18 protein-coding genes are annotated in these 26954 nt (G+C 71.6%); 3 read left to right on the top strand and 15 right to left on the bottom strand.

All coding sequences use genetic code 11. The annotated features are described in order from the left end of the window. Window positions 1-340: 340 nt before the first annotated feature. The 13 genes from ACFYYJ_RS13785 to ACFYYJ_RS13845 form a co-directional block, all read right to left on the bottom strand. Window positions 341-4345: a ribonuclease E/G gene (locus ACFYYJ_RS13785; protein WP_389131916.1), complete on the bottom strand. Its 4005-nt coding sequence runs from the start codon at window positions 4343-4345 to the stop codon at window positions 341-343. 234 nt (window positions 4346-4579) lie between these two features. After that, window positions 4580-5359: a TIGR03936 family radical SAM-associated protein gene (locus tag ACFYYJ_RS13790; protein WP_385122689.1), complete on the bottom strand. Its 780-nt coding sequence runs from the start codon at window positions 5357-5359 to the stop codon at window positions 4580-4582. Window positions 5360-5469: 110 nt separating this feature from the next. After that, window positions 5470-6792: a hypothetical protein gene (locus ACFYYJ_RS13795; protein WP_389131920.1), complete on the bottom strand. Its 1323-nt coding sequence runs from the start codon at window positions 6790-6792 to the stop codon at window positions 5470-5472. Window positions 6793-6855: 63 nt separating this feature from the next. Beyond that, entirely contained in the window at window positions 6856-8781 is a 1926-nt protein-coding gene (locus tag ACFYYJ_RS13800) for a TIGR03960 family B12-binding radical SAM protein (protein ID WP_385122513.1), read from the bottom strand. Between the two features lie 72 nt (window positions 8782-8853). Beyond that, window positions 8854-10377 carry a CHAD domain-containing protein gene (locus tag ACFYYJ_RS13805; protein ID WP_385122515.1) on the bottom strand — a complete coding sequence of 508 codons (1524 nt, stop codon included), beginning with the start codon at window positions 10375-10377 and terminating at the stop codon, window positions 8854-8856. A gap of 101 nt (window positions 10378-10478) precedes the next feature. Further along, window positions 10479-11678 carry a rod shape-determining protein RodA gene (gene rodA / locus ACFYYJ_RS13810; protein ID WP_385122518.1) on the bottom strand — a complete coding sequence of 400 codons (1200 nt, stop codon included), beginning with the start codon at window positions 11676-11678 and terminating at the stop codon, window positions 10479-10481. A gap of 12 nt (window positions 11679-11690) precedes the next feature. Continuing rightward, a complete protein-coding gene (gene mrdA, locus ACFYYJ_RS13815; protein ID WP_385122520.1) occupies window positions 11691-13871 on the bottom strand; it encodes a penicillin-binding protein 2 in 2181 nt (726 codons plus the stop codon). Between the two features lie 12 nt (window positions 13872-13883). Further along, window positions 13884-14591, bottom strand: a complete 708-nt coding sequence (gene mreD / locus ACFYYJ_RS13820) for a rod shape-determining protein MreD (RefSeq protein WP_385363565.1) — start codon at window positions 14589-14591, stop codon at window positions 13884-13886. A gap of 11 nt (window positions 14592-14602) precedes the next feature. Further along, entirely contained in the window at window positions 14603-15544 is a 942-nt protein-coding gene (gene mreC, locus ACFYYJ_RS13825; RefSeq protein ID WP_376661165.1) for a rod shape-determining protein MreC, read from the bottom strand. 146 nt (window positions 15545-15690) lie between these two features. Next, entirely contained in the window at window positions 15691-16710 is a 1020-nt protein-coding gene (locus tag ACFYYJ_RS13830) for a rod shape-determining protein (protein ID WP_008738981.1), read from the bottom strand. 296 nt (window positions 16711-17006) lie between these two features. Beyond that, the gene (gene ndk, locus ACFYYJ_RS13835) at window positions 17007-17417 is read right to left on the bottom strand and encodes a nucleoside-diphosphate kinase (protein WP_384588392.1); all 411 of its coding nucleotides are present in this window, start codon (window positions 17415-17417) and stop codon (window positions 17007-17009) included. A gap of 512 nt (window positions 17418-17929) precedes the next feature. Then, complete coding sequence (locus ACFYYJ_RS13840; RefSeq protein ID WP_385122525.1) at window positions 17930-18277, bottom strand: DUF4233 domain-containing protein; 348 nt, start codon at window positions 18275-18277, stop codon at window positions 17930-17932. A 3-nt stretch (window positions 18278-18280) separates the two neighbouring features. Continuing rightward, window positions 18281-19798: a bifunctional folylpolyglutamate synthase/dihydrofolate synthase gene (locus ACFYYJ_RS13845; RefSeq protein WP_385122527.1), complete on the bottom strand. Its 1518-nt coding sequence runs from the start codon at window positions 19796-19798 to the stop codon at window positions 18281-18283. A gap of 117 nt (window positions 19799-19915) precedes the next feature. Between ACFYYJ_RS13845 and ACFYYJ_RS13850 the strand changes: the two genes are divergently transcribed. Continuing rightward, the gene (locus ACFYYJ_RS13850) at window positions 19916-20965 is read left to right on the top strand and encodes a rod shape-determining protein (protein WP_389131927.1); all 1050 of its coding nucleotides are present in this window, start codon (window positions 19916-19918) and stop codon (window positions 20963-20965) included. A gap of 16 nt (window positions 20966-20981) precedes the next feature. On the opposite strand, the gene ACFYYJ_RS13855 is transcribed toward ACFYYJ_RS13850, so the two are convergent. After that, complete coding sequence (locus ACFYYJ_RS13855) at window positions 20982-22133, bottom strand: sensor histidine kinase (protein WP_385122531.1); 1152 nt, start codon at window positions 22131-22133, stop codon at window positions 20982-20984. 397 nt (window positions 22134-22530) lie between these two features. Further along, a complete protein-coding gene (locus tag ACFYYJ_RS13860) occupies window positions 22531-25152 on the bottom strand; it encodes a valine--tRNA ligase (RefSeq protein WP_385122534.1) in 2622 nt (873 codons plus the stop codon). A gap of 99 nt (window positions 25153-25251) precedes the next feature. Here ACFYYJ_RS13860 and ACFYYJ_RS13865 point away from each other — a divergent pair, with 99 nt between their 5' ends. Both ACFYYJ_RS13865 and ACFYYJ_RS13870 read left to right on the top strand, forming a co-directional pair. Further along, a complete protein-coding gene (locus ACFYYJ_RS13865) occupies window positions 25252-25890 on the top strand; it encodes a hypothetical protein (protein ID WP_389131932.1) in 639 nt (212 codons plus the stop codon). Window positions 25891-26023: 133 nt separating this feature from the next. Then, window positions 26024-26929, top strand: coding sequence for a hypothetical protein (locus ACFYYJ_RS13870; RefSeq protein WP_389131934.1), 906 nt, complete (start codon window positions 26024-26026; stop codon window positions 26927-26929). Window positions 26930-26954: the final 25 nt, after the last annotated feature.

A 26954-nucleotide genomic window follows, 5' to 3' on the forward strand; every position in this document is an offset into this window, starting at 1 on the left:
GCCAGCCGCTCAGGCGGGCCGGGGCCCGAACTGATCCGGAATGGACGAGCGGCCTCTCCGGGCAGAGCCTGGAGGAAGGTGCTCAGGAGCGCGGCACGTCTAAGACACGCCGACGGTCAAGATTACGGGCCCCGGCTCGACGAGGTCAAACCGGGGTCCTTCGTGCCGTGAAACCCACTCACGGCACCTGTGCCGCTACTCGGCGGAGTGTCCTGCCGAGACGGCGACGGCGGTGTGCGGGTCCGAGCGCGGCCGTCAGCCCATCCCCCCACCCGCCGAAAACGGCCCCGCCCGGCACCTTTCGGTGCCGGGCGGGGCCGGATGGAGCAGGAACCGCAGGTCAGGCTTCGGTCGGAGCCGAGACGGACGGCGGCGTCTGCTGCTCGGCCGCCGCGGTCTTCTTCGTCGCCCGCTTCGCCACGGTCTTCTTCGTCGTGGCCGCCTTCTTGGCCACGGTCTTCTTGGCCGCCGTCGCCTTCTTGGCGGTGGTGGCCTTCTTCGCCGCGGTCGCCTTCTTGGCCGGAGCCTTCTTGGCGGCCTTCTTCGCCGGGGCGGCCTCCTCGACCGGGGCCTCCGGCTCCGGCTGCGCCTCGGTCACCGGGGCCTCGACGACCACCACGGCGGCCTCGGTCGCGCCCGCCGGGGAACCGGCGGGTGCGGTGGCCTTGCGGGTGGCACGGCGGCGCGGACGGGCCGGCGCGGCCTCGACCACGGGCTCGGCTTCGACCACGGGCTCGACGACCGGCTCCGGCTCGACGACGGCCTCGACCGGGGCCTCGACCACGGCCTCGACGACCGGCGCCGGCTCGGGCTCCGGGGCCACCTCGGCCGCGGGGGCCGGGGCACCCGCCGGGGCGGTGGCCTTACGGGTCGCACGGCGACGGGTCCGACCCTTGGGGGCCTCCTCCGCCACCGGCTCCGCGACGACCTCGACCGGGACCTCGGCCACGTCCTCGACCTGGGCGACGACCTCGGCGGCGGGCGCCGGCACGGTGTCGGCGGGCTCGGTCACCGGCTCGGCCTCGACCACGGGGGCCGGGGCCTGGACGGCCGCACCGCGCGGGGCACCCGCAGGAGCGGTCGCCTTGCGGGTGGCACGGCGCCGGTTGCGACGGCCGCTCAGACCCGCGGCGGCCTCGGCCTCGGCCGGGCTGCCGTACAGCTCCTCGCCCGCGACGAACTCCGGCTCGGGCAGCGCCACCGGCGCCGCGATCTCCGCGGCCACCTCGGCCTCGGTCTCGAAGACCTCCGCCTCGACGGTCAGGGCGGCCTCGTGCTCGTGCTCGTGGTGGTCGGACTCCGCCCGGCCGCCGCGGCGCTTGGCGCGCTTGCCGCCGTTGCCACCGCCGCCGATCGAGGTCGGGCTCTCCATGTGCACGATCACACCGCGGCCGTTGCAGTGGACGCAGGTCTCGGAGAAGGACTCCAGCAGACCCTGGCCCACCCGCTTGCGGGTCATCTGGACCAGGCCCAGCGAGGTCACCTCGGCGACCTGGTGCTTCGTACGGTCACGGCCCAGGCACTCCAGCATGCGCCGCAGGACCAGGTCGCGGTTGGACTCCAGGACCATGTCGATGAAGTCGATGACGACGATGCCGCCGAGGTCGCGCAGCCGCAGCTGGCGCACGATCTCCTCGGCCGCCTCCAGGTTGTTCCTGGTGACCGTCTCTTCGAGGTTGCCGCCCTGACCGGTGAACTTGCCGGTGTTGACGTCGATGACGATCATCGCCTCGGTCTTGTCGATCACGAGGGAACCGCCCGAGGGCAGCCACACCTTGCGGTCGAGCGCCTTGGCGAGCTGCTCGTCGATCCGGTACGTCGCGAAGACGTCCACCTCGGAGGTCCAGCGCGACAGCCGGTCGGCCAGGTCCGGGGCCACGTGCGAGACGTAACCGTGGATGGTCTCCCAGGCGCCGTCACCGCTGACGATGACCTTCGAGAAGTCCTCGTTGAAGATGTCGCGCACGACGCGGACGGTCATGTCCGGCTCGCCGTACAGGAGGCTCGGGGAAGAGGTCGAGATCTGCTTCGACTTCTTCTGGATGTCCTCCCACTGGGCCTGCAGACGCTCGACGTCGCGGCGCAGCTCGTCCTCGCTCGCGCCCTCGGCGGCGGTGCGCACGATGACGCCCGCGTCCTCGGGGACGATCTTCTTGAGGATGGTCTTCAGGCGCGCGCGCTCGGTGTCGGGCAGCTTGCGGCTGATGCCGGTCATCGAGCCCTCGGGCACGTAGACCAGGTAGCGGCCGGGCAGCGAGACCTGCGAGGTCAGGCGGGCGCCCTTGTGGCCGATCGGGTCCTTGGTGACCTGGACCAGCACGGACTGGCCGGACTTCAGGGCGGACTCGATGCGGCGCGGCCCGTTGGCCATGCCGAGCGCCTCGAAGTTGACCTCACCGGCGTACAGGACGGCGTTGCGGCCCTTGCCGATGTCGATGAAGGCGGCCTCCATGGACGGCAGCACGTTCTGGACCTTGCCCAGGTAGACGTTGCCGACGTACGAAGTGGCCTCTTCCTTGTTGACGTAGTGCTCGACGAGCACGTTGTCTTCCAGGACGCCGATCTGGGTGCGCTCACCGGACTGGCGGACGACCATCACGCGCTCGACGGCCTCGCGGCGGGCCAGGAACTCGGCCTCCGTGATGATCGGCACGCGGCGACGGCCCTGCTCGCGACCCTCGCGGCGGCGCTGCTTCTTCGCCTCCAGACGGGTCGAGCCCTTGATGGACTGGACCTCGTCGGACGGCTCGGCCTCCTTGCGGGCCGGGCGGGGCTCGCGGACCTTGACGACGGTGCGCACGCCCTCCTCGTCGGCCGCTTCGCCGGTGACGTCGGCGGGCTCACCGCTGCGACGGCGACGGCGACGACGGCGACGGCTGGAGCTGGAACCGAGAGCGGCCTCGTCGGCCTCGTCGAACTCGGCGCCCTCCTCCTCGCCCTCGGCCTCCTGCTCGGCGGCCTCGGCCTCTTCCTCGGCGGCCTCGTCGAGCTCCGCGGCCTCACCGCGGCGACGGCGACGGCCACCGCGACGGCGACGGCGCGACGGGCGCTCGCCCGACTCGTCGCCCTCGTCGAACTCGGCGGCCTCTTCCTCCAGCTCCGCTTCCGGCTCCTCCTCGGCGAGCACGTCGGCGACGGAGACCGGGCCGGCCTCGGCGACGGGCGCGGCCTCGGCGGCGCCACGGCCGCGGCGGCGGCGACGGCCGGCCGGCTGCGGGGCGGCGGGGGCCTCGGCGACGACGGCCTCGGCTTCGAGCTCCTCGTCCTCCTCGACCTCCTCGGCCGGGGCGGCGGCACGCGCGGCGGCCGCGGCCATGGCGGCGGTCTCCGGCGTCTGGAACATCGGCTCGGCGAAGACCGGGGCCTGGAAGGTGGCCACGGCGGGACGCGCGGCACGGCGGGACGCCCGGTTCGGAGCGGCGGGCTCGGCGCTCTCGGCGACCGGCTGCGCGGGGGCGGCTGGCTGCGCGGGGGCGGCCGCGGTGGTGGAGCGGGTGGCGCGACGACGGCCGCCGCGCTTCGGGGAGTCCAGCGCGTCGGCGACGGTGAAGGTCCGGGCGGCGGCCTTGGGGGCCTCCTCCGCGACGGGCTCGACCTCGACCTCGGCGGCGGGAGCGGCCGGGGCCTCCGGCGCGGTGGCGGCGCGGGTCGCACGGCGACGGGCGCGCGGGGCCGGAGCGGCAGGCTCCTCGGCGACGACGGCGGCCGGAGCCTCCTCGACGGCGGGCTCTTCGACCTCGACGGCCTCCACGACCGGGGCGACCGGGGCGGTGGCGGCGCGGGTGGCACGACGGCGGGTGCGCGGCGCGGGAGCGGCGGGCTCCTCGGCGACGACGGCGGCCGGCTCCTCCACGACGGCGGGGGCGGTCTCCACGGCCGGGGCGGCCTCGGCGGCCGGCGCGGTCACGGCGCGGGTCGCACGGCGGCGGGCGCGGGGGGCGGGAGCGGCCGGAGCCTCCTCCTCGACCACGGGCGCGGCCTCGGCGGCGGGAGCGGCCGGGGCCTCGGGCGCGGTGGCGGCGCGGGTGGCACGGCGACGGGTGCGCGGCGCGGGAGCGGCGGGCTCCTCGGCGACGACGGCGGCCGGCTCCTCCACCACGATCGGCGCGGCCTCGGCCACCGGCGCGGCAACGGCGCGGGTGGCACGGCGGCGGGCGCGGGGGGCGGGGGCGGCGTCCGCAGCGGCCTCGGGGGCGGCTGCGGCCGGGGCGGCCTCGGTCACCGGGGTCGTCTCGGCGGCACCGCCGGGCGGACCGGCGGGCCGGGAAGCGGCGCGGCGACGCCTGCGCGGGGGCAGGTTGTCGCTCGGGCTGTTGTTGGTGGTGTCGTTTTCGTTGTTGAGCATTGCGGGCGGTTCTCCCGTCACGCTCCCGGGCGCCGCGGCTGACATCCGGTCCGGCACGGCCCCGCGCGACGTGCGCGGAGCCGGCCTCCGGGGCGCGTTCGCCACACGGGAGCTCAGTTCATGGCCGCCGGTTCCGCACGTGTTCTCCGTACGGCCTGGCGGAAGTCTTCAGGTCAGTGCGCGGCCCGACCCAGGTGGCTCCCGAGTACCAGGGCTGCGCTACGACGACGATCCTTACGCGGCGGGACCTTCCGGCGCCTTCGCGTCGGCGGCTACGGCGGCCGTGGGTGGGGCGGCCGTGACAGCCTCGCGGTCGGGCGCGAGCGGGTCGGTCACCGTGCCGGACTCCTCGTCGAAGAGCCCCTGCGCCAGCCTGGTCACCGCAGAGGGGACCGGCGGCGCCAGGTCGGCCACAGCTCGGAGACCGGACAGGACGTCGTCGGGTCGCACGGCAGGTGTCAAATGCCGAACAACCAGCCGCAGTATCGCACAGGCATTGTCCACGGGCCTATCACCAGCGGCAGGAAGCGCTTCAAGGCTCACCACGGCACCACGGGTGTCGAAAGTGCGCATGCCGTTCTTGGTACGTCGCTGCACCTCCACCGTCTCGGCTGCGAGGAAGACCTCCACGGCCCGCTCGGCGTCGGCGGGCTCCACGCCGTCCAGGCGCAGCTCCCACACGGAGGCGGTCAGCCGGTCGGCGAGGCCGGAGGTACGGGCCTCGACGGCTTCGATGATGTCGAGGCCGACGGGCATCGATTCGTCGAGCAGCTCACGGAGCTTCTCGGGGTCGCGGGGCGCGGCGAGGCCGATCTCCAGGTACTCGGCCTCGCTGCCGGTGCCGGTGGGCGCGGCGTTCGCGTACGAGACGCGGGGGTGCGGGGTGAAGCCGGCCGAGTACGCCATCGGCACCTCGGCGCGGCGCAGGGCCCGCTCGAACGCGCGCTGGAAGTCACGGTGGCTGGTGAACCGGAGGCGGCCGCGCTTGGTGTAGCGCAGTCGGATGCGCTGCACCACCGGTGCGGGGGGCGGGCCTTCGGGCTGTCGCTTGCCCAGTGGTTCTTCTCCTTGTGCGGGGCTCCGCGGCTCGCGCGTCGCCCTGAGGTCTGTCGACCCGCTGCGGCTCACCCCTGGCGTTTGCTCAGGGAGATCTCGGCAGCGGGTGCCGCGTCGGCGGCTGTCGTACTACCCAGAGTACGCGCCCGTGACCTCGCCGGTTCCCGGGGAGGAGTACCGAAGAGCGCCTGACGGACGGCGGCCCGCGCCTCGCGCACCGCCTCCCGCCCGGTCCGCCACACCTCGCGCGCGGCGTGCCCGACGGGGGTGAGCACGTGCCGGTACGCCCAGGACGCGGGCCATCCGACCAGCACCCAGCCGGCCCACTTGAGCCCGCGCCACAGCGCACCGACGATCACCCCGGCCACGTGCCAGGCCCACGCGAGCAGCTGCCCGAGCGGTGTGAGCACGTACCGGTACAGGAAGCCGGCCACCCACCCGACGGCGATCCCCACCGGCCGCAGCCCGTACCGCCACAGCGCCACCACGAGCCACGCGACCCCCAGCCCGAGGGGCCGCAGGCCGTACCGGAACACTGCCACGACGAGCCACACGAGCCCGTGCCCGAGGGGCGTCAACACATACCCGTGGACCGCCCCCACCAGCCACACGAAACCCCGCCCGACCGGCGTCAACACGTACTCGTAAACCGCCCCCACGAGCCACACGAAGCCCTGCCCGACGGGCGTCAGCACATACCGGTGGACCGCCCCCACCAACCACACGAAACCCTGCCCGACCGGCGTCAGCACATACCGGTGGACCGCCCCCACCAACCACACGAAACCCCGCCCGACCGGCGTCAGCGTGTACCGGTACACGACCGCGGCCAGCCATCCGACGCCCTGTCCGACCGGCACGAGCACGTACCGCCACAGCGCGACCCACGGCCACACGAACAGGGTCATGCCCAGGGCCCACCCGACCCAGATGCCCCCCTTGGCGAGCGGGGAGAGCAGGTACTTCAGCCCGCCACGGCCCGCCCACGCCAGGGCTTCGCCGAGCGGTCGGAACACGTAGGCGACCAGGATCCGACCGATCGGCGCGAGCACGTGCTCGTACACGGCCCGCCCCAGCCACGCGACGCCCCGCCCGACGGGCACGAGCGCGTACCGCCACAGCCCGACCCACGGCCAGACGAAAACCAGCTTGAGCAGGGTGCCCAGCAGCCATCCCACCGCCCGGAACGCCGGCTCGACGACGTGGACGTACAGCGGCCCGAGCACGTGCCGGTGCAGGGCCCGGCCCAGGGCGACGAGCAGTTCCCAAACCACTCGTACGGGCAACACGACGAGTACGGCGACGATCTTCACGGGGACCCTGATGACGCCCACCAGGCACCCGTCACCACCGTCAGCGCCGCCGGCGGGGTGCTGCTTGTCCGTGTCCATGCCACCAGGGACACGACGAAGGCCCCCACCCGTTGCGGGCGGGGGCCTGTCGTGACCCAAGGGTTACTTCACGACCGACAGCGGCAGCAGCTTCTTGCCGGTGGGGCCGATCTGGATCTCGGTCTGCATCTGAGGACAGACGCCACAGTCGAAGCACGGGGTCCAGCGGCAGTCGTCGACCTCGGTCTCGTCGAGGGCGTCCTGCCAGTCCTCCCAGAGCCAGTCCTTGTCGAGACCGGAGTCCAGGTGGTCCCAGGGCAGGACCTCCTCGTAGGTGCGCTCGCGCGTCGTGTACCAGGCCACGTCCACGCCGTACGCGGGCAGCGTCTTCTCCGCCGCCTCCATCCAGCGGTCGTACGAGAAGTGCTCGCGCCAGCCGTCGAAGCGGCCGCCCGACTCGTACACCGCGCGGATCACGTCGCCGATGCGGCGGTCACCGCGGGAGAGCAGGCCCTCGACGATGCCCGGCTTGCCGTCGTGGTAGCGGAAGCCGATGGAGCGGCCGTACTTCTTGTCGCCGCGGATCTTGTCGCGGAGCTTGCCCAGGCGGGCGTCCGTCTCCTCGGCCGACAGCTGCGGGGCCCACTGGAAGGGGGTGTGCGGCTTGGGGACGAAGCCGCCGATGGAGACGGTGCAGCGGATGTCGTTCTGGCCCGAGACCTCGCGGCCCTTGGCGATGACGTTGACCGCCATGTCGCCGATCTGGAGCACGTCCTCGTCGGTCTCGGTCGGCAGACCGCACATGAAGTACAGCTTCACCTGGCGCCAGCCGTTGCCGTACGCGGTGGAGACGGTGCGGATCAGGTCCTCTTCCGAGACCATCTTGTTGATGACCTTGCGCATGCGCTCGGAGCCGCCCTCGGGGGCGAAGGTGAGGCCCGACCGGCGGCCGTTGCGGGTCAGTTCGTTGGCCAGGTCCACGTTGAACGCGTCCACGCGGGTCGACGGGAGGGACAGGCCCACCTTGTCGTCCGTGTAGCGGTCCGCGAGGCCCTTGGCGATGTCCGCGATCTCGGTGTGGTCCGCGGAGGAGAGGGAGAGCAGGCCGACTTCTTCGAAGCCGGTGGCCTTCAGGCCCTTCTCCACCATCTCGCCGATGCCGGTGATGCTTCGCTCCCGCACGGGGCGCGTGATCATGCCGGCCTGGCAGAAACGGCAGCCGCGGGTGCAACCGCGGAAGATCTCCACGGACATCCGCTCGTGGACGGTCTCGGCGAGCGGGACGAGCGGCTGCTTGGGGTACGGCCACTCGTCGAGGTCCATGACCGTGTGCTTGGACACGCGGTAGGGGACGCCGGACTTGTTCGGGGCGACGCGCGCGATGCGGCCGTCCGGGAGGTAGTCGACGTCGTAGAAGCCCGGCACGTAGACCTGGCCGGTCTTGGCCAGGCGGAAGAGGACCTCTTCGCGCCCGCCCGGACGGCCCTCGGCCTTCCACGTGCGGATGATCTCGGTCATGTCGAGGACGGCCTGCTCGCCGTCGCCGATGACCGCGCAGTCGATGAACTCCGCGATCGGCTCGGGGTTGAAGGCCGCGTGGCCGCCCGCGAGGACGATCGGGTGGTCGACCGTGCGGTTCCTGGCCTCCAGCGGGATGCCCGCCAGGTCCAGGGCCGCGAGCATGTTCGTGTAGCCCAGCTCCGTGGAGAAGGACAGGCCGAACACGTCGAAGGCCGAGACGGGGCGGTGGCTGTCCACGGTGAACTGCGGCACGTCGTGCTTGCGCATCAGTTCTTCGAGGTCGGGCCAGACGCTGTAGGTGCGCTCGGCGAGCACGCCCTCGCGCTCGTTCAGCACTTCGTAGAGGATCATGACGCCCTGGTTGGGCAGCCCGACTTCGTACGCGTCCGGGTACATGAGAGCCCAGCGGACGTCGCAGGACTCCCACGGCTTCACGGTGGAGTTGAGCTCACCGCCGACGTACTGGATGGGCTTCTGCACATGCGGAAGCAGGGCCTCAAGCTGAGGGAAGACCGACTCGGCCATCACGCGACTTTCGTGAAGCGGGCAGGGGGCAGCTATCTAGCGTACCCCGAGCCCCGACCGCCCCCACTCACATGATCACCTCAGGGCGGCCCGCAGCCCCGGCTTCGAGGCGGCGGCCCACACGTCGACGAGTTCCCGCTCCCGCCGCTCGGCCAGGGTTTCCTCGCGGGCGTACAGAACGCCCCAGGTGAAGGCCGACTCGCCGCCGCCCGCCGCCTGGGCGCCGATGCCGCGCAGGGCTTCGCGGGCCACCACGCCGTCCTGGTGGTCGCCGAGCAGGCCCTGGACCTTCTTGACGGCCTTGGCCATGCGCTCGGCCGGTTTGCCGAGGGCGGGTACCGCGGCCTCCGCCGCGTAGCGGGCGCGCTTGGCGGCCTTGCGGGCCTCGTGCAGGGCGAGGTCCCGTTCGTGCCCGGGCTCCAGGGCGAGGGCGGAGTCGACCCGGCCGGCGAGGCGTTCGTAGTCGCGCAGGATCGCCTTCGGAAAGACCGTGCGGGCGGGGTCGGCGGCGGCCTTGCGCAGGGGCGGCTCGGCCAGCAGGGCGTCCACCGCGTCGAGCAGGGCCAGGTAGCGCGGGGTGTCGAGCACGGCGACGGCGCGGCGGCGCGATGCCGAGCGGCGGGCGGTGTTCCACACGCGCAGCCGGGCGCGGACGGGGCCGAGCTGGAGGGTGCGCGGGAGCTCGTCGAGGTGGGTGCGGATGCGCTCCAGCAGTACTTCCTGGTCGCGGTCGACGCCCAGTTCGCCGGCGAGCCAGCGCAGTTCCTCGCCGATGGGGTCGGTGACGGCGCGGTCGAGGACCTTGCGGTGGGTCTTGAAGGCGCTGCGCATGCGGCGGGAGGCGACGCGCATCTGGTGGACGGAGTCCGGGAGGTTCCTGCGGACGGCCGGGTCCTGGGCGATCAGGGCGTCGCGCTGTTCGCGCAGGTACGCGAGCAGGTGCGCGCCCGCCGTGTCGTCGCCGGGGGTGCCCGCGTCGGGCCGGGACGGGGGTGCGGTGCCGGTCTCGGTGAGGGCGCGGGAGAGCTTCGAGGGGGCGTCGGAGACCTTCAGGCCGCCCTTGCGGAAGGTTTCCTCGACGGCGTCGAGGAGGGCGGGGTCGATGCCGTCGGCGAGTTCCACCTCGACCTCGGTCCAGGCGGCGGTGGCCTCGCCGCGCTCGGCGCGGACCTGGTCGGTGCTGAGTTCGGCGAGGAGGGCCCCGTCGGCGTCGAGGAGGTGGCTGACCTTGCGCGAGGAGAGGAGTCTGACCTGCGGTTCGAGGTCGGAGTCGCGTACGCGGGAGCGCAGGAGGGCCGCGAGGGGGCGCGGGACGGTGTCGCCGAGGGGGGCGCCGATCTCGTCGCGGACGCCCGGGGAGACGGGCAGTTTGAGGTGCCAGCCCTCGTCGGCGCCACCGGTGCGGCGGCGCAGGGTGAGCCCGTCGGCGGCGAGCCGCTGGTCGGGGGTGTCGTAGTAGACGGCGTCGAGGTCGACGGTGCCCTGGTCGGTGACGGCCGCGATGGCGGCCGTCCCCGTCAGGTCCGGCACCCCGCGCCGGGCGCTCTTGGCCTTGGAAAACTCGAATTTCCGCTCGATCTCGCGCTTCGTGTCCGCCATGGATCGACGGTAGTCCTGAACGGATCACGTCGGCAGGGTGAACGGCGGATTCGGGCGACATCCGGCCCGGATCGGTCCGGATCCGGACCGATCAGGCCGGATCACGCCGACAGGGGTCGTTGCACCTTGATCGATTGGAGGAGTCCGATGGCCACCCAGACCGCGAACATCGAGGACCCTCCGTAGGAGACGAACGGCAGTGGGAGTCCGGCCACGGGCATGATCCCGAGGGTCATGCCGATGTTCTCGAAGGACTGGAAGGCGAACCAGGCGATGATCCCGGCGCAGACGATCGTCCCGTACAGCTCGGTGGTCTCGCGGGCGATCATGCAGGCCCGCCAGAGGATGATGCCGAGGAGTACGAGGATCAGTCCTGCCCCGACGAATCCCAGCTCCTCCCCCGCGACGGTGAAGACGAAGTCGGTCTGCTGCTCGGGGACGAACTGGCCGGTGGTCTGCGAGCCCTTGAAGAGCCCGGATCCCATCAGTCCGCCGGAGCCGATCGCGATGCGCGCCTGGTTGGTGTTGTAGCCGACGCCCGCGGGGTCGAGCTCGGGGTTGGCGAAGGCCGCGAAGCGGTTGATCTGGTACTCGTCGAGGACGCCGAGCTGCCAGATCAGGATGGCCCCGGCCGCGCCGGCGCCGATGAGGCCGAGCACCCAGCGGTTGGAGGCGCCGGAGGCGAGCAGGACGCCGAGCACGATGACGACCATGACCATCACGGAGCCGAGGTCGGGCATCAGCATGACGATGCCCATCGGGGCGGCGGCCAGGCAGAGCGCCTTGACGACGGTGCGGTGGTCGGGGTGGACGAGGTCGCCCGCGTCCACCCGGGCGGCCAGCAGTACCGCCATGACCAGGATGATCGTGATCTTCACGAACTCGGAGGGCTGGAGGGAGAAGCCGCCGCCGATGACGATCCACGCGTGGGCGCCGTTGATGGTGGCGCCGAGCGGGGTGAGCACGGCGAGGATCAGCACGAGCGAGATCCCGTACAGGATCGGCACGGCGCCGCGCAGGGTGCGGTGGCCGAGCCAGATCGTGCCGATCATCAGCACGAGGCCGATGCCGGTGTTCAAGGCGTGCCGGGCCAGGAAGTAGTACGGGTCGCCCTGGTTCAGCGTGGTCCTGTTGCGGGTCGCCGACCACACCAGGAGCGCGCCGATGAAGGACAGGGCGACGGCGGACAGGAGTATCGGCCAGTCGAGCCGGCGCACCACGGAGTCGCGGGCGGTGAGCTTGGCCAGCGCCCCGCGCTCGGGCGCGTACCGCGAGACGGAGAACTTGTTGGCGGTGTGCATGTCTTTCGGTCCTCAGTCGTGCCGCGCGGGGCGCGCGGCAGGCGGCCCGGCGAGTGCGGGCGGTTCCGGTACCTCCGGGGACGGCGGCACGTACGGCCGGATCTCGGGGGCGTCGATGGAGCCGTCGGGGCGGATCTTGGGCAGTTTGGCCTCGGGCTGGAGCAGAAGGGCCTTCTTCAGGTCCTGCTTGCCCTCCATGTCGAGGCCGTAGATGGCGTTGTAGAGGTTGCGGACGGCGGGTCCGGAGGCTCCGGAGCCGGTGCCGCCCTGGGAGATCGTCATGACGATGACGAAGTCCTTGGTGTAGGTCGCCAGCCAGGAGGTGGTCTGCTTGCCGTAGACCTGGGCGGTGCCGGTCTTGGCGTGCATCGGGATCTTGTCCATGGGCCAGCCGGTGAACCGCCAGGCGGCGGTGCCGCCGGGCTCGACGACCATGCGCAGGCCCTTGTCGAGGTCGGCGATGGTCTTCGCACCGATCGGCAGCCGGCCGTGGGACTGGGGCTGGATCATCTCGACGTGCTTGCCGTTGGCGCTGATCACGGCCTTGCCGACGGTGGGGTTGTAGAGGGTGCCGCCGTTGCTGATGGCGGCGTAGGCGGTGGCCATCTGGATGGGGGTGACGAGTACGTCGCCCTGGCCGATGGCGAAGTTGATGCTGTCGTAGGCCTTCAGCTGGTTGCCTTCGAGGCAGCTCTCGTACGCGATCTGCTCGACGTAGGTGCCGCCCTTCTTGCCCTGCTTGCACCAGGCGCCCTTGTTGGCCTTCCAGAAGTTCTGCTTCCACTGGCGGTCGGGGATGCGGCCGGTGACCTCGTTCGGCAGGTCGATGTGGGTCTCGGCACCGAGTCCGAATTCGCGGGCGGTCCGGTAGAACCAGTCGTGGGCGTCCTTCTTGGGGGTCAGGCCGCCGTCCTTCTTCCATTCCTTGTGCCCGAGGGCGTAGAAGACGGTGTTGCAGGAGAACTTGAGGGCCTCGCCGAGGGTGATGGGCCCGTGGCCCTTGGACTCGAAGTTCGCGAAGCTGCGGCCGCCCATGTCGTAGGAGGCGCTGCAGTTGTACTTGCCGTCGAAGTCGTAGCCGGCGCGTACGGCCGCGCTCGCGGAGACCACCTTGAAGATGGAGCCGGCGGGGGCCTGGCCCTGGATGGCCCGGTTGAGGAGCGGGTAGTTGGAGCTCTTGCTGGTGAGGTTGGCGTAGTCCTTGGCGTTGATGCCGCCGACCCAGGCGTTGGGGTCGTAGTCGGGCTGGGAGGCCATGGCGACGACGCGGCCGGTCTTGGCCTCCATGACGACGACGGCGCCCGAGTCGGCCTCGTACGGGCGGTTGGTGATGTTGTCGACCTCGTGGCGGACGGTCTTCATCGCCTGCTGGAGCTCGTATTCGGCGACGGCCTGGACCCGGGCGTCGATGCTGGTGACGAGGGTGGAGCCGGGGACGCCGTTGTCGGACTGGGTCTGGTGCATGACCCGGCCGAGGTTGTCGACCTCGTAGGAGGTGACCATCGCCTTGCCGCGCAGCTGTCGGTCGTAGGTGCGTTCGATGCCGGAGCGCCCGACCTGGTCGGAGCGCAGGTGGGGCGAGTCGGTGTCCTTGGCCTTCTGGATCTCGTCGTCGGTGACGGGCGAGAGGTAGCCGAGCACCTGGGAGGTGCGGGCCCCGCCGGGCGCCGGGTAGCGGCGCACGGCGGTGGGTTCGGCGGTGATGCCGGGGAAGTCCTCGGGGCGTTCGCGGATCGTCAGGGCCTGCTGGGTGGTGGCTTCGAGGGTGACGGGGATCGGCTGGTAGGGGGAACCGTTCCAGCAGGGCTTGGGCGTCTTGGAGTCGCAGAGCCGGACCTTGTCCATGACCGCCTTGGGGGTCATGTCGAGGACACCGGCGAGGCGGGTCATGACGCCCTTGCCCTTGTCCTGCATCTTCATCAGGGCGGTGCGGCTGGCCGAGACGACCAGGCGGGTCTCGTTGTCGGCGAGCGCGACCCCGCGGGCGTCGAGGACCTGTCCGCGTACGGCGGGCCGGACGACCCGCTGCACGTGGTTGCTCTTCGCCTCGTGGTAGTACTCGTCGCCGTTGCGGATCTGGAGGTACCAGAGGCGTCCGCCGAGGGTGATGAACATGGAGAAGACGAGCACTTGGACCATGATGAGCCGGATCTGCACCCGGGAGGTGCGGCCGGTCTCGGGAACGTTCGTCACGCCTGCTCCTCCCTACAGCTTTTTGATGCTCTTCACGCCCTTGGCCGCCTTGACTCCCTTTATGCGGACGGCCTTGTCGGCGCGGAAGCGCGCGGTCTTCAGGCGCAGGCCGCCGCGCTGGCTGCCGATGCGCAGGCCGGTGCCGCCGGCCAGCCAGCCGGCGGAGACGTCGGCGGCCTTGTTGGCGGGACCGCCGCCGGCCTCGACGGCCATCGGGTCGCTCTCGGCGCGCCGGGCCAGCGCCATGACGAACGGCACCGTGAAGGGCGCGAGGAGCAGGTCGTAGAGGGTCGCGGTGAACAGCAGCCCGACCAGGCCCACGTGGCGGGCGGCGGTGTCGCCGACGAGGGCGCCGACGCCCGCGTAGAGCAGGGTGGAGCCGATCGCGGCGGCCACGACGGTGAGCATGGGGCCCCAGGCCGAGCGGAACCGGCCGCTGTCGGGGCGGACCAGGCCGACCAGGTAGCCGATGACGCACAGGACGAGCGCGTACCGCCCGGCGGCGTGGTCGGCGGGCGGGGCGAGGTCGGCGAGGAGGCCCGCGGTGAAGCCGATGAGCGCACCGCTGACGTGCCCGTACACGAGTGCGAGGGAGACGACGGTGAGCAGCATCAGGTCGGGTACGGCGCCGGGCAGTTGGAGCCGGCCCAGGACGGAGACCTGGACGACGAGGGCCACCACGACGAGGGTGGCGGAGAGCAGGATCCGGTTGAAGGGCATGGGGGCTGCTCCTACTCGTCGGCCGGCTTGCCGGTGGCGTTCGCCGACGGGGTGACCGTGACGGTGACGGTCGGGGTGGGCTTGGGGGCTTCGGGCTTGGGCGGCAGGACGGCGTCGCGCGGGTCCTCGCGGGGCGGCATCACGACGACGCCGACGATGTCCAGGCGCGAGAAGCCGACGAACGGACGCACCCAGACGGTGCGCGTCAGGTCGCCGCGGGCGTCGTCGACCTTGACGACCTCGCCGATCGGCACGCCGGGCACGAAGGGCTTGTTGCCGCGCGAGCCGAAGGTGACGAGTCGGTCGCCGGGGCCGACCTTGGCCTTGCCGTTGAGCATCTGGACGGACAGGGCGCGGTCGCCCTGGCCGGTGGCGAAGCCGAGTTCGCCGGTCTTCTCCAGGCGGGTGCCGACGGTGAAGTCGGGGTCGTTGGCGAGGACGACGGTGGCGGTGTCGGGGCCGACGGTGGTGACGCGGCCGACGAGGCCGTCCCCGTTGAGGACGGTCATGTCGCGCTCGATGCCGTCCTTGCTGCCGGCGTCGATGGTGACGGTCCAGGAGAAGCCCTGGGCCGCTCCTATGGCGATGACCTCGGCGCCCTTGATGCCGTACTGTCCGGCGCCGGCGCGCTTGAGCATCTCGTCGAGTTCGCGGATGCGGCTGCGGGTCTGGTCGTCGCTTCCGAGCTTGGCCTTCAGGGCCGCGTTCTCCCGCTCCAGCGTGGCGATGCGGTTGTGGCGGCTCCCGGAGTCCCTTACGGCCCCTATGGCGTTGGCGACCGGGTCGACGGCCGTCGCCACGCCCTTTTCGACGGGTCCGAAGACCGCCGCGGCGGCCTGTCGGGCACCGTCGACCGGTGACTCCTCGCCTGCCCTGATGTCCACCGTGATCAGTGCGAACGCGATGGCGATCAGAAGCACCAGGAGCAGCCGGCTCTCTCGTGTGTCCCTCACGTGCGGCGGCCGTGCCTTCCTCGTCGGAATTCTCTTTTGCCTGTATATCAACGATCCGCCGCACGGGCCCGGTAGCACCCGTACGGCGGATCCCTGTGTGTTCCGCATGCTCCCTCCGGCAGGGGAGGGGTTGTTTCCGCGACGGGTCAGCGACGGGGCTGGGCGTCCAGGACCTGCTGGAGTGCCTCGAACTCCTCGACGCACTTGCCGGAACCGAGCGCCACGGAGTCGAGCGGGTCCTCGGCGATGTGGATCGGCATGCCCGTCTCGCGGCGCAGCCGCTCGTCGAGCCCGCGCAGCAGGGCGCCTCCGCCGGTCAGGACGATGCCCCGGTCCATGATGTCGCCGGAGAGTTCCGGCGGGCACTTGTCCAGGGTGGTCTTGACGGCGTCGACGATGGCGTTGACGGGCTCCTCGATGGCCTTGCGGACCTCGGCGGCCGAGATGACCACGGTCTTGGGCAGGCCGGAGACCAGGTCGCGGCCGCGGATCTCGGTGTGCTCGTCCTTGTCGAGGTCGTACGCCGACCCGATGGTGATCTTGATTTGCTCCGCGGTCCGCTCACCGAGGAGGAGCGAGTACTCCTTCTTGATGTGCTGGATGATCGCGTTGTCGAGCTCGTCGCCGGCCACCCTGATGGACTGTGCCGTGACGATTCCGCCGAGGGAGATGACGGCCACCTCGGTGGTGCCGCCGCCGATGTCCACGACCATGTTGCCGGTGGCCTCGTGGACGGGCAGGCCCGAGCCGATGGCGGCGGCCATGGGCTCTTCGATGATGTGCACCTGGCGGGCGCCGGCCTGCGTGGACGCCTCGATGACGGCGCGCCGCTCGACTCCGGTGATGCCGGAGGGTACGCAGACCACGACGCGCGGACGAGCCAGGTAGCGGCGCTTGTGGATCTTGAGGATGAAGTAGCGGAGCATCCGCTCCGTGATCTCGAAGTCGGCGATCACGCCGTCCTTGAGGGGCCGTACGGCGACGATGTTGCCGGGCGTGCGCCCGATCATCTTCTTCGCCTCGGAGCCGACCGCCAGGATGCCGCCGGTGTTCGTGTTGATGGCGACCACGGACGGCTCGTTCAGGACGATCCCCCGGCCCCTCACGTACACCAGCGTGTTGGCGGTCCCGAGGTCGATCGCCATGTCACGGCCGATGAACGACATGTTGTTCCCCTTGTTCCCCATGAGGAGCGTCTGGCCTTCCAGTTGATAGCGGCTGCTGTCAGGTCGGCGAGGTGGGTGTGTGGGTGGAGGCCCCATCGTAGTGCCGCAAGTACGCAGACCGCGCGACGGGACCCCGGCAATCCCGCCGGGTCGGAAACCCGCCCCCTTAGGTGTGACGACGGGTCTTGCCCAGGCGTTCCCGCTTCCGCCCCGAAATACCGAAGGGCGACCGAAATTACTTCGGTCGCCCCAGGTCGAGAGCGCTATTCGGCTGATGTCTCGTCAGGAAAGGAGGCTCAGAGAGCGGGGAAGAACAGCTTCAGCTCGCGCTCGGCGGACTCCTCGGAGTCCGAGGCGTGGATGAGGTTCTCGCGCACGATGCTGCCGAAGTCCCCCCGGATGGAGCCGGGCGCCGCGGCGATCGGGTCGGTGGGTCCGGCCAACTGGCGGACACCCTCGATCGCGCGTTCCCCTTCCACCACCAGGACGACGACGGGGCCGCTCGCCATGAAGCCCATCAGGGGCTCGTAGAACGGCTTGCCCTTGTGCTCGCCGTAGTGGGCCTCCAGGGTGTCCTGGTCCAGCGTGCGCAGCTCCAGTGCGGGAATGGTCCAGCCGGCCTTCCGCTCGATGCGGCCGATGATCTCGCCGATCAGGCCGCGACGGACGGCGTCGGGCTTGAGGATGACGAGGGTGCGCTGGGTCATGTTGGGGCTCCTTGCGGCAAACGGGTGCGGTGGGACGAATCTACAGGGCCGTTCGGCCCCGCCGGGCCGCTGAGCCCGCTGCGGCGAACCGACCCCGCTCCACCGGGCCCCTCCCGGGCAGGCCGGGCCCCCGGGCGGGCGGCCGGACGGACGAGCCAGGCCCTCGGGCGGGCGGCCGGACGGACGAGCCGGGCCCTCGGGCGGGCGGGCGGCCGGACGGACGAGCCGGGCCCCCGGGCGGGCCGGCCCTCGGGTGCCCCAGGCAGCCGAGCCGGGCCCGGCGGCTCCCCGCCCCCGCACCTCGCGCGGCTCGCGGAGATGGTCAGGCGGGCCGCCAGGCCTGGGAAGGCCGACGGGCCCGGAGGGTCGGGCGGGCAAGCCTGGCGGGCCGACAGCCGGGGCGGGCCGGAGGCCGGAAGGGCCCGCCGGGGCTTCCCAGGGCCCGACCCACCGCGCGCCGCCGGGCTGGGAGGCCGGGGCTCACGGGGGCGGGTGGGTGTGCGGACCGCAGGTCAGCCGGCGGACTCCTCCGCCATCGCCGCCCAGCGGGCCTTGGCCGCGTCGACCTTGCGGCCGTAGTGCACCGAGCACCACCACAGCCCGGCGAACACCGCGCCGAGGAAGAACATGGTCGGTACGACGAACCCGCTCACGATCAGGCCGATCTGCAGCGCCCAGCCCAGCTGGACCGCCCCGGGACGCGACAGCATCCCGCACAGCAGCACCGACAGCAGCATCGCGACCCCGCAGACCGTCCAGACCGTGGCCTGCGTCAGGTCCGGGTCCTTCATGGCCACAAGGCCCGCGAAACCGATCACGAAGAACTCGCCGATCAGCGTCGAGGCACACAGCGTGCGCATTCCTCAGCCCCTCTTCAGCAGCAGGCGGGCCTCGCCCACCGTGATCACGGAACCGGTCACCAGGACCCCGGCCCCTCCGAACTCGGCCTCTTCCTCCGCCAGGGTGATCGCCGCCTCCAGGGCGTCGTCCAGCCGCGGCTCCACCTGCACCCGGTCGCCGCCGAAGACCTCGACCGCGATGGCGGCCAGTTCGTCGGCGTCCATCGAGCGGTGGCTGGAGTTCTGGGTGACCACGACCTCCGCGAAGATCGGCTCGAAGGCCTCCAGCACCCCGCGCACGTCCTTGTCCCCGCTCGCGGCCACGACACCGATCAGCCGGCTGAAGCCGAACGATTCGGTGACCGCCTCCGCGGTGGCCACCGCGCCCGCCGGGTTGTGCGCCGCGTCCAGGACCACCGTCGGGCTGCGCCGGACGACCTCCATGCGGCCCGGCGAGGTCACCGAGGCGAAGGCCCGCTGCACGGTCTCCAGGTCCAGGACGCGCGCGCCCTCCTGGCCGACCCCGAAGAAGGCCTCGACGGCGGCCAGCGCCACCGCCGCGTTGTGCGCCATGTGCGCGCCGTACAGCGGCAGGAAGATGCCGTCGTACTCGCCGCCCATTCCGCGCAGCGTCAGCTGCTGCCCGCCCACCGCGACCTCGCGGGAGACGACGCCGAACTCCATGCCCTCGCGGGCGACGGTCGCGTCGACCTCGACGGCCTTCTTCAGCAGCGCCTGCGCCGCGTCCACCGGCTGCTGGGCCAGGATCACGGTCGCGTCCTGCTTGATGACGCCGCCCTTCTCCAGGGCGATCTCGCCGGGCGTGTTGCCGAGCCGGTCGGTGTGGTCGAGGCTGATCGGGGTGATGACCGCGACCGCGGCGTCGATGACGTTGGTCGCGTCCCAGGTGCCGCCCATGCCGACCTCGATGACGGCGGCGTCGACGGGGGCGTCCGCGAAGGCCGCGTAGGCCATTGCGGTCAGCACCTCGAAGAACGACAGCCGGAAGTCCTCGCTGGCGTCGACCATCTCCACGTACGGCTTGATGTCGTGGTACGTCTCGACGAACCGCTCGGCGTCGATCGGCGCGCCGTCGAGGCTGATCCGCTCGGTGATCGACTGCACGTGCGGGCTGGTGTAGCGGCCGGTGCGCAGCTCGAAGGCGTTCAGCAGGCACTCGATCATGCGGGCCGTGCTGGTCTTGCCGTTGGTCCCGGTGACGTGGATCGTCGGGTACGCGCGCTGCGGCTCGCCCAGTACGTCCATCAGCGCCGCGATGCGCGTCACCGACGGCTCCAGCTTGGTCTCGCCCCAGCGGGTGGAGAGCTCCTGCTCCACCTCCAGCAGCGCCTTGGCGACCTCCGGGTCGGTGGGCCGGGCGGGTACCGGGTCGCCCGAGGGCGGTCCGGCCTGGGTGCGCAGGGTGCGGCTGCCGGCCTCGATCACCGCCAGGTCGGGGTCGCGGTCGGACTCTTCCGCCACGATCTGGTCGAACTCGTCGAACTTGTCGCGGTCGTGGCTCTCGGGCTGCTGCTCACTCACACGCCCAGTCTACGGACGCCGACCCCCGGGACTTTCGACCCGGGCGTTTCGGGACCTTCGACGGCGGGAGCGACGTGATCGTCATGCAAGCCTTGCGGACAGCAGATAGGGGAACAAATGCCGCAGGCCAGCAGCAAATCGACAGGATCCAGCCGCGACATAGGGATAGACCTGGGGACCGCGAACACCCTGGTCTACGCACGGGGGCACGGGATCGTCCTCAATGAGCCGTCCGTGGTCGCCGTGAAGGCGGGCACGACCACGGCCCTGGCCGTCGGGGCGGAGGCCAAGGAGACCATCGGCCGCACCCCCGGCTCCATCACCGCCATCCGCCCCCTGAGGGGCGGGGTGATCTGCGACTACGAGGCCGCGGAGGAGATGATCCGGCACTTCGTCCGCAAGGCCGTCCCCGGCCGCCGGCCCCGCACCCGGATGGTGATCTGCGTACCGTCGGGCGTCACCCCGGTGGAGCGGCGGGCCATCGTCCACGCCTCGACCCGGGCCGGCGCCAGGAGCGTGCACCTGATCGAGGAGCCGATGGCCGCCGCGATCGGCGCCGGGCTACCGGTGGCCGAACCGCGCGGCTCGATGGTCGTCGACATCGGCGGCGGCACTTCCGAGGTCGCCGTGATCTCGCTCGGCGGGATCGTCACCTCCCGGTCGTTGCGGGTCGGCGGGGACCGGCTCGACGCGGCGATCATGGACTGGGTGCGCAAGGAGCACGCCCTCCTGGTCGGCGAGCGCACCGCCGAGGACGTCAAGGTCGCCATCGGCTCCGCCTGGCCCGTGCCTGACCGCCCCGAGCTGGAGACGCTCACCTTCACCGTGCGGGGCCGCGAGAAGGTCGGCGGGATGCCGCGGACCCTCGTCCTCGGCGCCCCGGACGTACGGGCCGCGCTCGACGAACCGGTCGAGGCGATCATCGCCGCCGTCCGCACCACCCTGGAGGAATGCCCGCCCGAGCTCTCCGGCGACGTGATGGAACACGGCATCGTCCTGACCGGCGGCGGCGCGCTCCTGCCCGGCCTGGACCTGCGGATGGCCTCCGCGACCGGCATCCCGGTCTTCGTCGCCGACGACCCGCTGGACTGCGTGGCCCTCGGCTCCGGCCGCTGCGTCGAGGACCTCGACACCCTGAGCGACCTCCTCACCCCGGCGAAGGCCTAGACCGGACGAAGGGGAACTACCCGCGCGGGAGCGTCGCGACGACCTCGTACGAGTCCTCCGTGCGCGTCGCCGTCAGGGTGCCGCCCAGGCTGCGCACGCGCTCGGACATGCTCGCCGTCCCCGAGCCCGCCGAGACCGGGGCCCGGCCCGGGGTGCGGGCGGGCAGCGCGTTGCTGACGGCGATCCGCAGCCGTGGCCCGTCCGCCGCGATCGACACCTCGACGGTCTCGCCGCGCGCGTGCTTGGCCGCGTTGGTCAGGCACTCCTGCACCACCCGGTAGACCGCCGCCTGCCGCAGCGGCGACAGCCCGTTCACCTCCGGGTCCATGGCGAGGCGTACGGGAGAACCCGCGCGCCCGCTCTCCTCCGCGAGCGCCGCCAGCCCCTCCACCCCCGGGGTCGAGGCCCGTTCACCGCGCTGCACGATGATCTCGTTCAGCACCAGATGGGCCCGGCGCGCGGTGTCCGCGAGCTCCTCGAAGTCCTTGGCGTACGAGGTCTCGCGCGAGCGCACCGACAGCACCTCGGAGCGCACCGTCAGCAGGGTCAGCTCCCGCCCGACGAAGTCGTGGACGTCCCGGGCGACCGAGGTGCGTTCCTGCTGCACGGCCTGGAGCACGGCGGCCTCCGCCCGGCGCGCGGTCAGCTCCGCGACCAGGTCGTGCCGGTAGGCGGCGATGCCGACGGCCGAGGCGAGCACCCCGATGGGCACGACGATGCCGAGGAAGCCGGTGAGCGACTCGTGGTCGGTCTCGGGCCACCCCGGCACGCAACAGAAGAGGAACAGCGCGAAGGCGAGGTAGCCGAGGGTGGCGAGGACACCGGCCCGGCGCCCCCGGTAGCGGCCCACCGAGTACAGGGCGAACTGGATCAGGGTGAGTTCGTGCAGCCAACCGATGAAGAGCAGCGCGGCGAGGTACGAGATCCAGGGCATCCGGCGCCGCACCAGCAGGGTGGAGCAGCCGAGCGCGAGGACGACGGCCGCGGAACGGCCGGTCAGCGAGTTGTCGGCGGCCGCCAGGCCCGGCAGGTCGATGGCCGTCAGGCCCAGGCAGCTCAGTGCCGTGAGCACGTCCATGGCACGCGGCGAAGCGGACCAGCCCCGCGTGAGCCGGGCGCCGCGGGCCGTGACCCGGTGGAGCGCCGAGAGGGCGGGCTTCGCGTGCATGCCCTCCATCATCCGTGCTGGCCGGCGCCGGTGATGATCCACGAGGGCCGCGCATGGCGTGATCTAGGGCACTTCGGACAGGTCGGAGGTCCCTGCGCCGATGACCTTGCGCCCTGCCCCGGCCCGGTGAGGCGCCCGTAGCTGCTCGGCATCCCGGGCTTCGCGGCCCTGTCGGGGCTGGGCGCGGCGCTGCCGGCCGGGGCTCACCCGGCACCTGTCGGCGCCGGGCTCCCGGCTGCGGGCACTCCCCCACCGGCTGGTCCCGCTGACCGGGTACGCGGTGGTGGCGGTGCTGGTCCTGACCCGCTTCGGCCCGGGCCTGGCGGGGTGAACGGGGAAGGGCCCCCGCACCGTGGTGCGGGGGCCCTTCCTTTCGCGCCTTGCGCCGTACGGGGTGTTACGCGGCCGGCAGCCCGTCCAGCTGGGCCTGGAGCCGGGCGATGTCCGCCTCGGCCTTGGCCAGCCGGCCCTTGATCTTGTCCACGACGTTGTCGGGGGCCTTGGCGATGAACGCCTCGTTCCCCAGCTTCGCCTCGGCCTGCTGCTTCTCCTTCTCGGCGGCCGCGAGGTCCTTGGATAGGCGCTTGCGCTCGGCGGCCACGTCGATGGTGCCCGACAGGTCGAGCGCGACCGTGGCGCCGGCGACCGGGAGGGTCGCGGTGGCGCTGAAGGAGTCGCCCTCCGGCTGGAGGCGCAGCAGCTGGCGGATGGCGCCCTCGTGCGGGGCCAGCGCCGTGCCCGTCAGGTCCAGGCGGGCCGGGACCTTCTGGCCGTCCTGGAGGCCCTGCTCCTTGCGGAACCGGCGGACCTCGGTGACCACGGCCTGGACCTGCTCGATCTCGGCCTCGGCGGCCTCGTCGCGGAAGCCGCTGTCCTTCGGCCAGTCCGCGATGACGAGGGACTCGCGACCCGTCAGCGTGGTCCACAGCGTCTCGGTGACGAAGGGGACGACCGGGTGCAGCAGGCGCAGCATGACGTCGAGGACCTCGCCGAGGACCCGGCCGGAGACCTTGGCCTGCTCGCCGCCGGCGAAGAAGGTCGTCTTCGACAGCTCGACGTACCAGGCGAAGACCTCGTCCCACGCGAAGTGGTAGAGGGACTCGCTGAGCTTCGAGAACTGGAAGTCCTCGTAGTACGCGTCGACCTGCGCGACGGTCTTGTTCAGGCGGGACAGGATCCACCGGTCGGTCGCCGACATCTGCTCGGGGGCCGGGAGCTCGCCCTCGATGGTGGCGCCGTTCATGAGCGCGAAGCGGGTCGCGTTCCAGATCTTGTTGGCGAAGTTGCGGGAGGCCTGGACCCAGTCCTCGCCGATCGGGACGTCGGTGCCGGGGTTGGCGCCCTTGGCCAGGGTGAAACGGACGGCGTCGGAGCCGTACTTGTCCATCCAGTCCAGCGGATCGACGACGTTGCCGAAGGACTTCGACATCTTCTTGCCGCGCTCGTCACGGACCAGGCCGGTCAGCGCGATCGTCTTGAACGGGACCTCGCCGTCCATGGCGTACAGGCCGAACATCATCATCCGGGCGACCCAGAAGAAGATGATGTCGTGGCCGGTGACCAGGACGTCGGTGGAGTAGAACTTCGCCAGGTCCGGGGTCTTCTCCGGCCAGCCGAGCGTGGAGAACGGCCACAGGCCGGAGGAGAACCAGGTGTCCAGGACGTCCGTGTCCTGGGTCCAGCCCTCGCCCGTGGGCGCCTCGTCGTCGGGTCCGACGCAGACGACCTCGCCGTTCGGGCCGTACCAGACCGGGATGCGGTGACCCCACCACAGCTGGCGCGAGATGCACCAGTCGTTGAGGTTGTCGACCCAGTCGAAGTACCGCTTCTCCATCTCCTTGGGGTGGATCGTGACCCGGTCGTCGCGGACCGCGTCACCGGCGGCCTTGGCGAGGGTCTCGACCTTGACCCACCACTGGAGGGACAGGCGCGGCTCGACGGTCGTGCTGCACCGCGAGCAGTGGCCGACGGAGTGCAGGTACGGGCGCTTCTCCGCGACGATGCGGCCCTGCTCGCGCAGGGCGCCGACGACGGCGCTGCGCGCCTCGAAGCGGTCCAGGCCGAGGAAGGGGCCGTGGACGGTGATGACACCGTGCTCGTCCATGATCGTCATGTTGGGCAGGTCGTGACGCTGCCCGATGGCGAAGTCGTTCGGGTCGTGCGCCGGGGTCACCTTGACGCAGCCGGTGCCGAACTCCGGGTCGACGTGGGTGTCCGCGACGACCGGGATCGAGCGGTCCGTGAGCGGCAGCTTGATGAGCTTGCCGACCAGGTGCTTGTAGCGCTCGTCGTCCGGGTGGACGGCGATGGCGGTGTCACCGAGCATCGTCTCGGCGCGGGTGGTGGCGACGACGAGGGTGTCCTCGCCCTCCCCGTACTTGATGGAGACGAGCTCGCCGGCGTCCTCCTGGTACTCCACCTCGATGTCGGAGATGGCCGTCAGACAGCGCGGGCACCAGTTGATGATGCGCTCGGCGCGGTAGATCAGCTCGTCGTCGTAGAGCTTCTTGAAGATCGTCTGGACGGCCTTGGACAGCCCCTCGTCCATGGTGAAGCGCTCGCGCGACCAGTCGACGCCGTCGCCGAGGCGACGCATCTGGCCGAGGATCTTGCCGCCGTACTCTTCCTTCCACTGCCAGACCCGCTCGACGAACTCCTCGCGGCCCAGGTCGTGGCGGGACTTGCCCTCCTCGGCGAGCTGCTGCTCGACCTTGTTCTGGGTGGCGATGCCGGCGTGGTCCATGCCGGGCAGCCACAGCGACTCGAAGCCCTGCATGCGCTTGCGGCGGGTCAGGGCGTCCATGAGCGTGTGCTGGAAGGCATGGCCCAGGTGGAGCGAACCGGTGACGTTCGGCGGCGGGATGACGATGGTGTACGCGGGCTTCTCGCTCGCGGGGTCGGCCGTGAAGTACCCACGCTCTACCCAGCGCTCGTAGAGCTTCCCCTCTACCTCGGCCGGCGCGTACGTGGTCGGCAGTTCGGAGTCGGGGGCACTGGGTGTCTGCGTGTTCTCGGTCACGGGGCACAGGATACGGGGGGTCCCGCCTCCGTTACGAATCGATACCGCAGCCGGGCCGCCCATTGCGTTCGGCCGCTCCGGAGCCATCTGATGCGCAGCATGAACGAGACCCCTCCCCAGCCCCCGTACCCGTCCCCGTACCCCCAGCCCGCGCCGGCGCCGGCCAAGAGCAGGCGCGCCTTCAAGAGCGTCGGAGCGGTGATCGGCTTCGCCGTCGGGGCCATCGCCGTCAAGCTCGCCCTGGGCGCGGCCCTCGGCGGCCCCGACGACGCCGGCAAGTACGAGATCGTCCCGCCCACCACGTTCCAGGGCCTGACCCTCCAGGACTCCGGGCCCCGGGTCGACGCCATCAAGCAGGGCCAGGGCGCCGAGAAGAAGGGCACGAAGCGGGTGGCCGTGGTCTACGCCGACCAGTCGGGCACCGCGCAACTGGTGGTCAGCGGCTCCCAGGCCGCCTTCGGCGACGAGGACCCCGGAGCCGAACTCACCAAGGGCCTGAAGTCCATGGGCGTCAAGGAGGCCGACATATCCACCCACCCCGCGGGCGCGCCCGCCGGCGGCGCGATGCGCTGCGGCACGCTCGCGGTGGAGGGGGCGTCGCTGCCGCTGTGCATGTGGGGCGACCACAGCTCTCTGGTGACCGTCACCGTCCCGATCGAGAACAAGCCGGTGACCATCGACGAACTCGCCGGCCGCGCCCGTGAACTGCGCACCGCGATGGAGGTCCCCGCGAAGTAGTTCGTCGCCGGTGCGTCGTAGTTGCGTAACGCCTGGGACCCCGGCGCCCGAACCCTTTCGATCTTCCGCAAGGATGTGGGCAGCATAAGAGGTTCCTAAAGAAGCAGAAGAAGTTCCTGAGGGGGACGCAGAGATGAGCTACAACCAGCCGGGGCCGTACGGCCAGCAGCCGCAGCAGCCCGGACCGTACGGGCAGCAGCCCCCGCCGCCGCCGGGCCCGTACGGCCAGCCCGCCCCGCAGCCGGGCTACGGCTACCCGCAACAGCAGCCGGGCGTCCCCCCGCAGGGCTACCCGCCGCAGCCGCCGACCCAGGCGTACGGCTACCAGCAGCAGGCCCCGTACGGCGGCACGCCCCCGAAGAAGTCCAAGGCGGGCGTCATCATCGGCATAGTCGTCGCGGTCGCGCTGATCGGCGGCGCCGGCTGGTACTTCACGAAGGGCGGCGGCGCGGGCGGCTCGATCGCCTCCGACACCAAGGGCTACAAGCTGGTCCCCCCGCCCGCGGTGGACGACTTCAAGCAGGACCCGAAGTACAAGCCGCAGCAGATGACCGACAAGGACAAGAAGGAAGCCGAGGCCGCGGGCATCAAGAACCCCACCCAGGTGGGCATGGCCTACCAGTCGGGCGACCCGAAGAACCCGCTGTCCATGAAGACCCTCAACTTCTCCGGTCTCTACGGCGAGATCGCCGACCCGGAGAAGACGGTGGACGGCTACTTCGCCATGTTCCAGGCGAACGCCGCCAAGGACGGCAAGACCGAAGCGACCCTCGTCGGCAGCCCCAAGGAGATGAACCCGGCCGGCTTCAAGGGCGCCGTCATGAAGTGCCAGGAGGTCAAGTTCACCTCCAAGGACACGACGGCCAAGGGCCCCAAGGAGGCCACCCTCCCGATCTGCATCTGGGGTGACTACAGCACCCTGGCCGTGGTCACCGCCTCGGACGTGGCCTCCCTCCTCGCCGGGAAGCCTGGCTACACCCTGGAGCAGGACGCGGACCTCGCCGCGAAGCTCTACAACACGGCGCGCGTGAAGAACTGACGGCGCGTCGGCATGACGCGGAAAG

Source organism: Streptomyces sp. NPDC002467 (genome assembly GCF_042889825.1).
Lineage (GTDB): Bacteria > Actinomycetota > Actinomycetes > Streptomycetales > Streptomycetaceae > Streptomyces.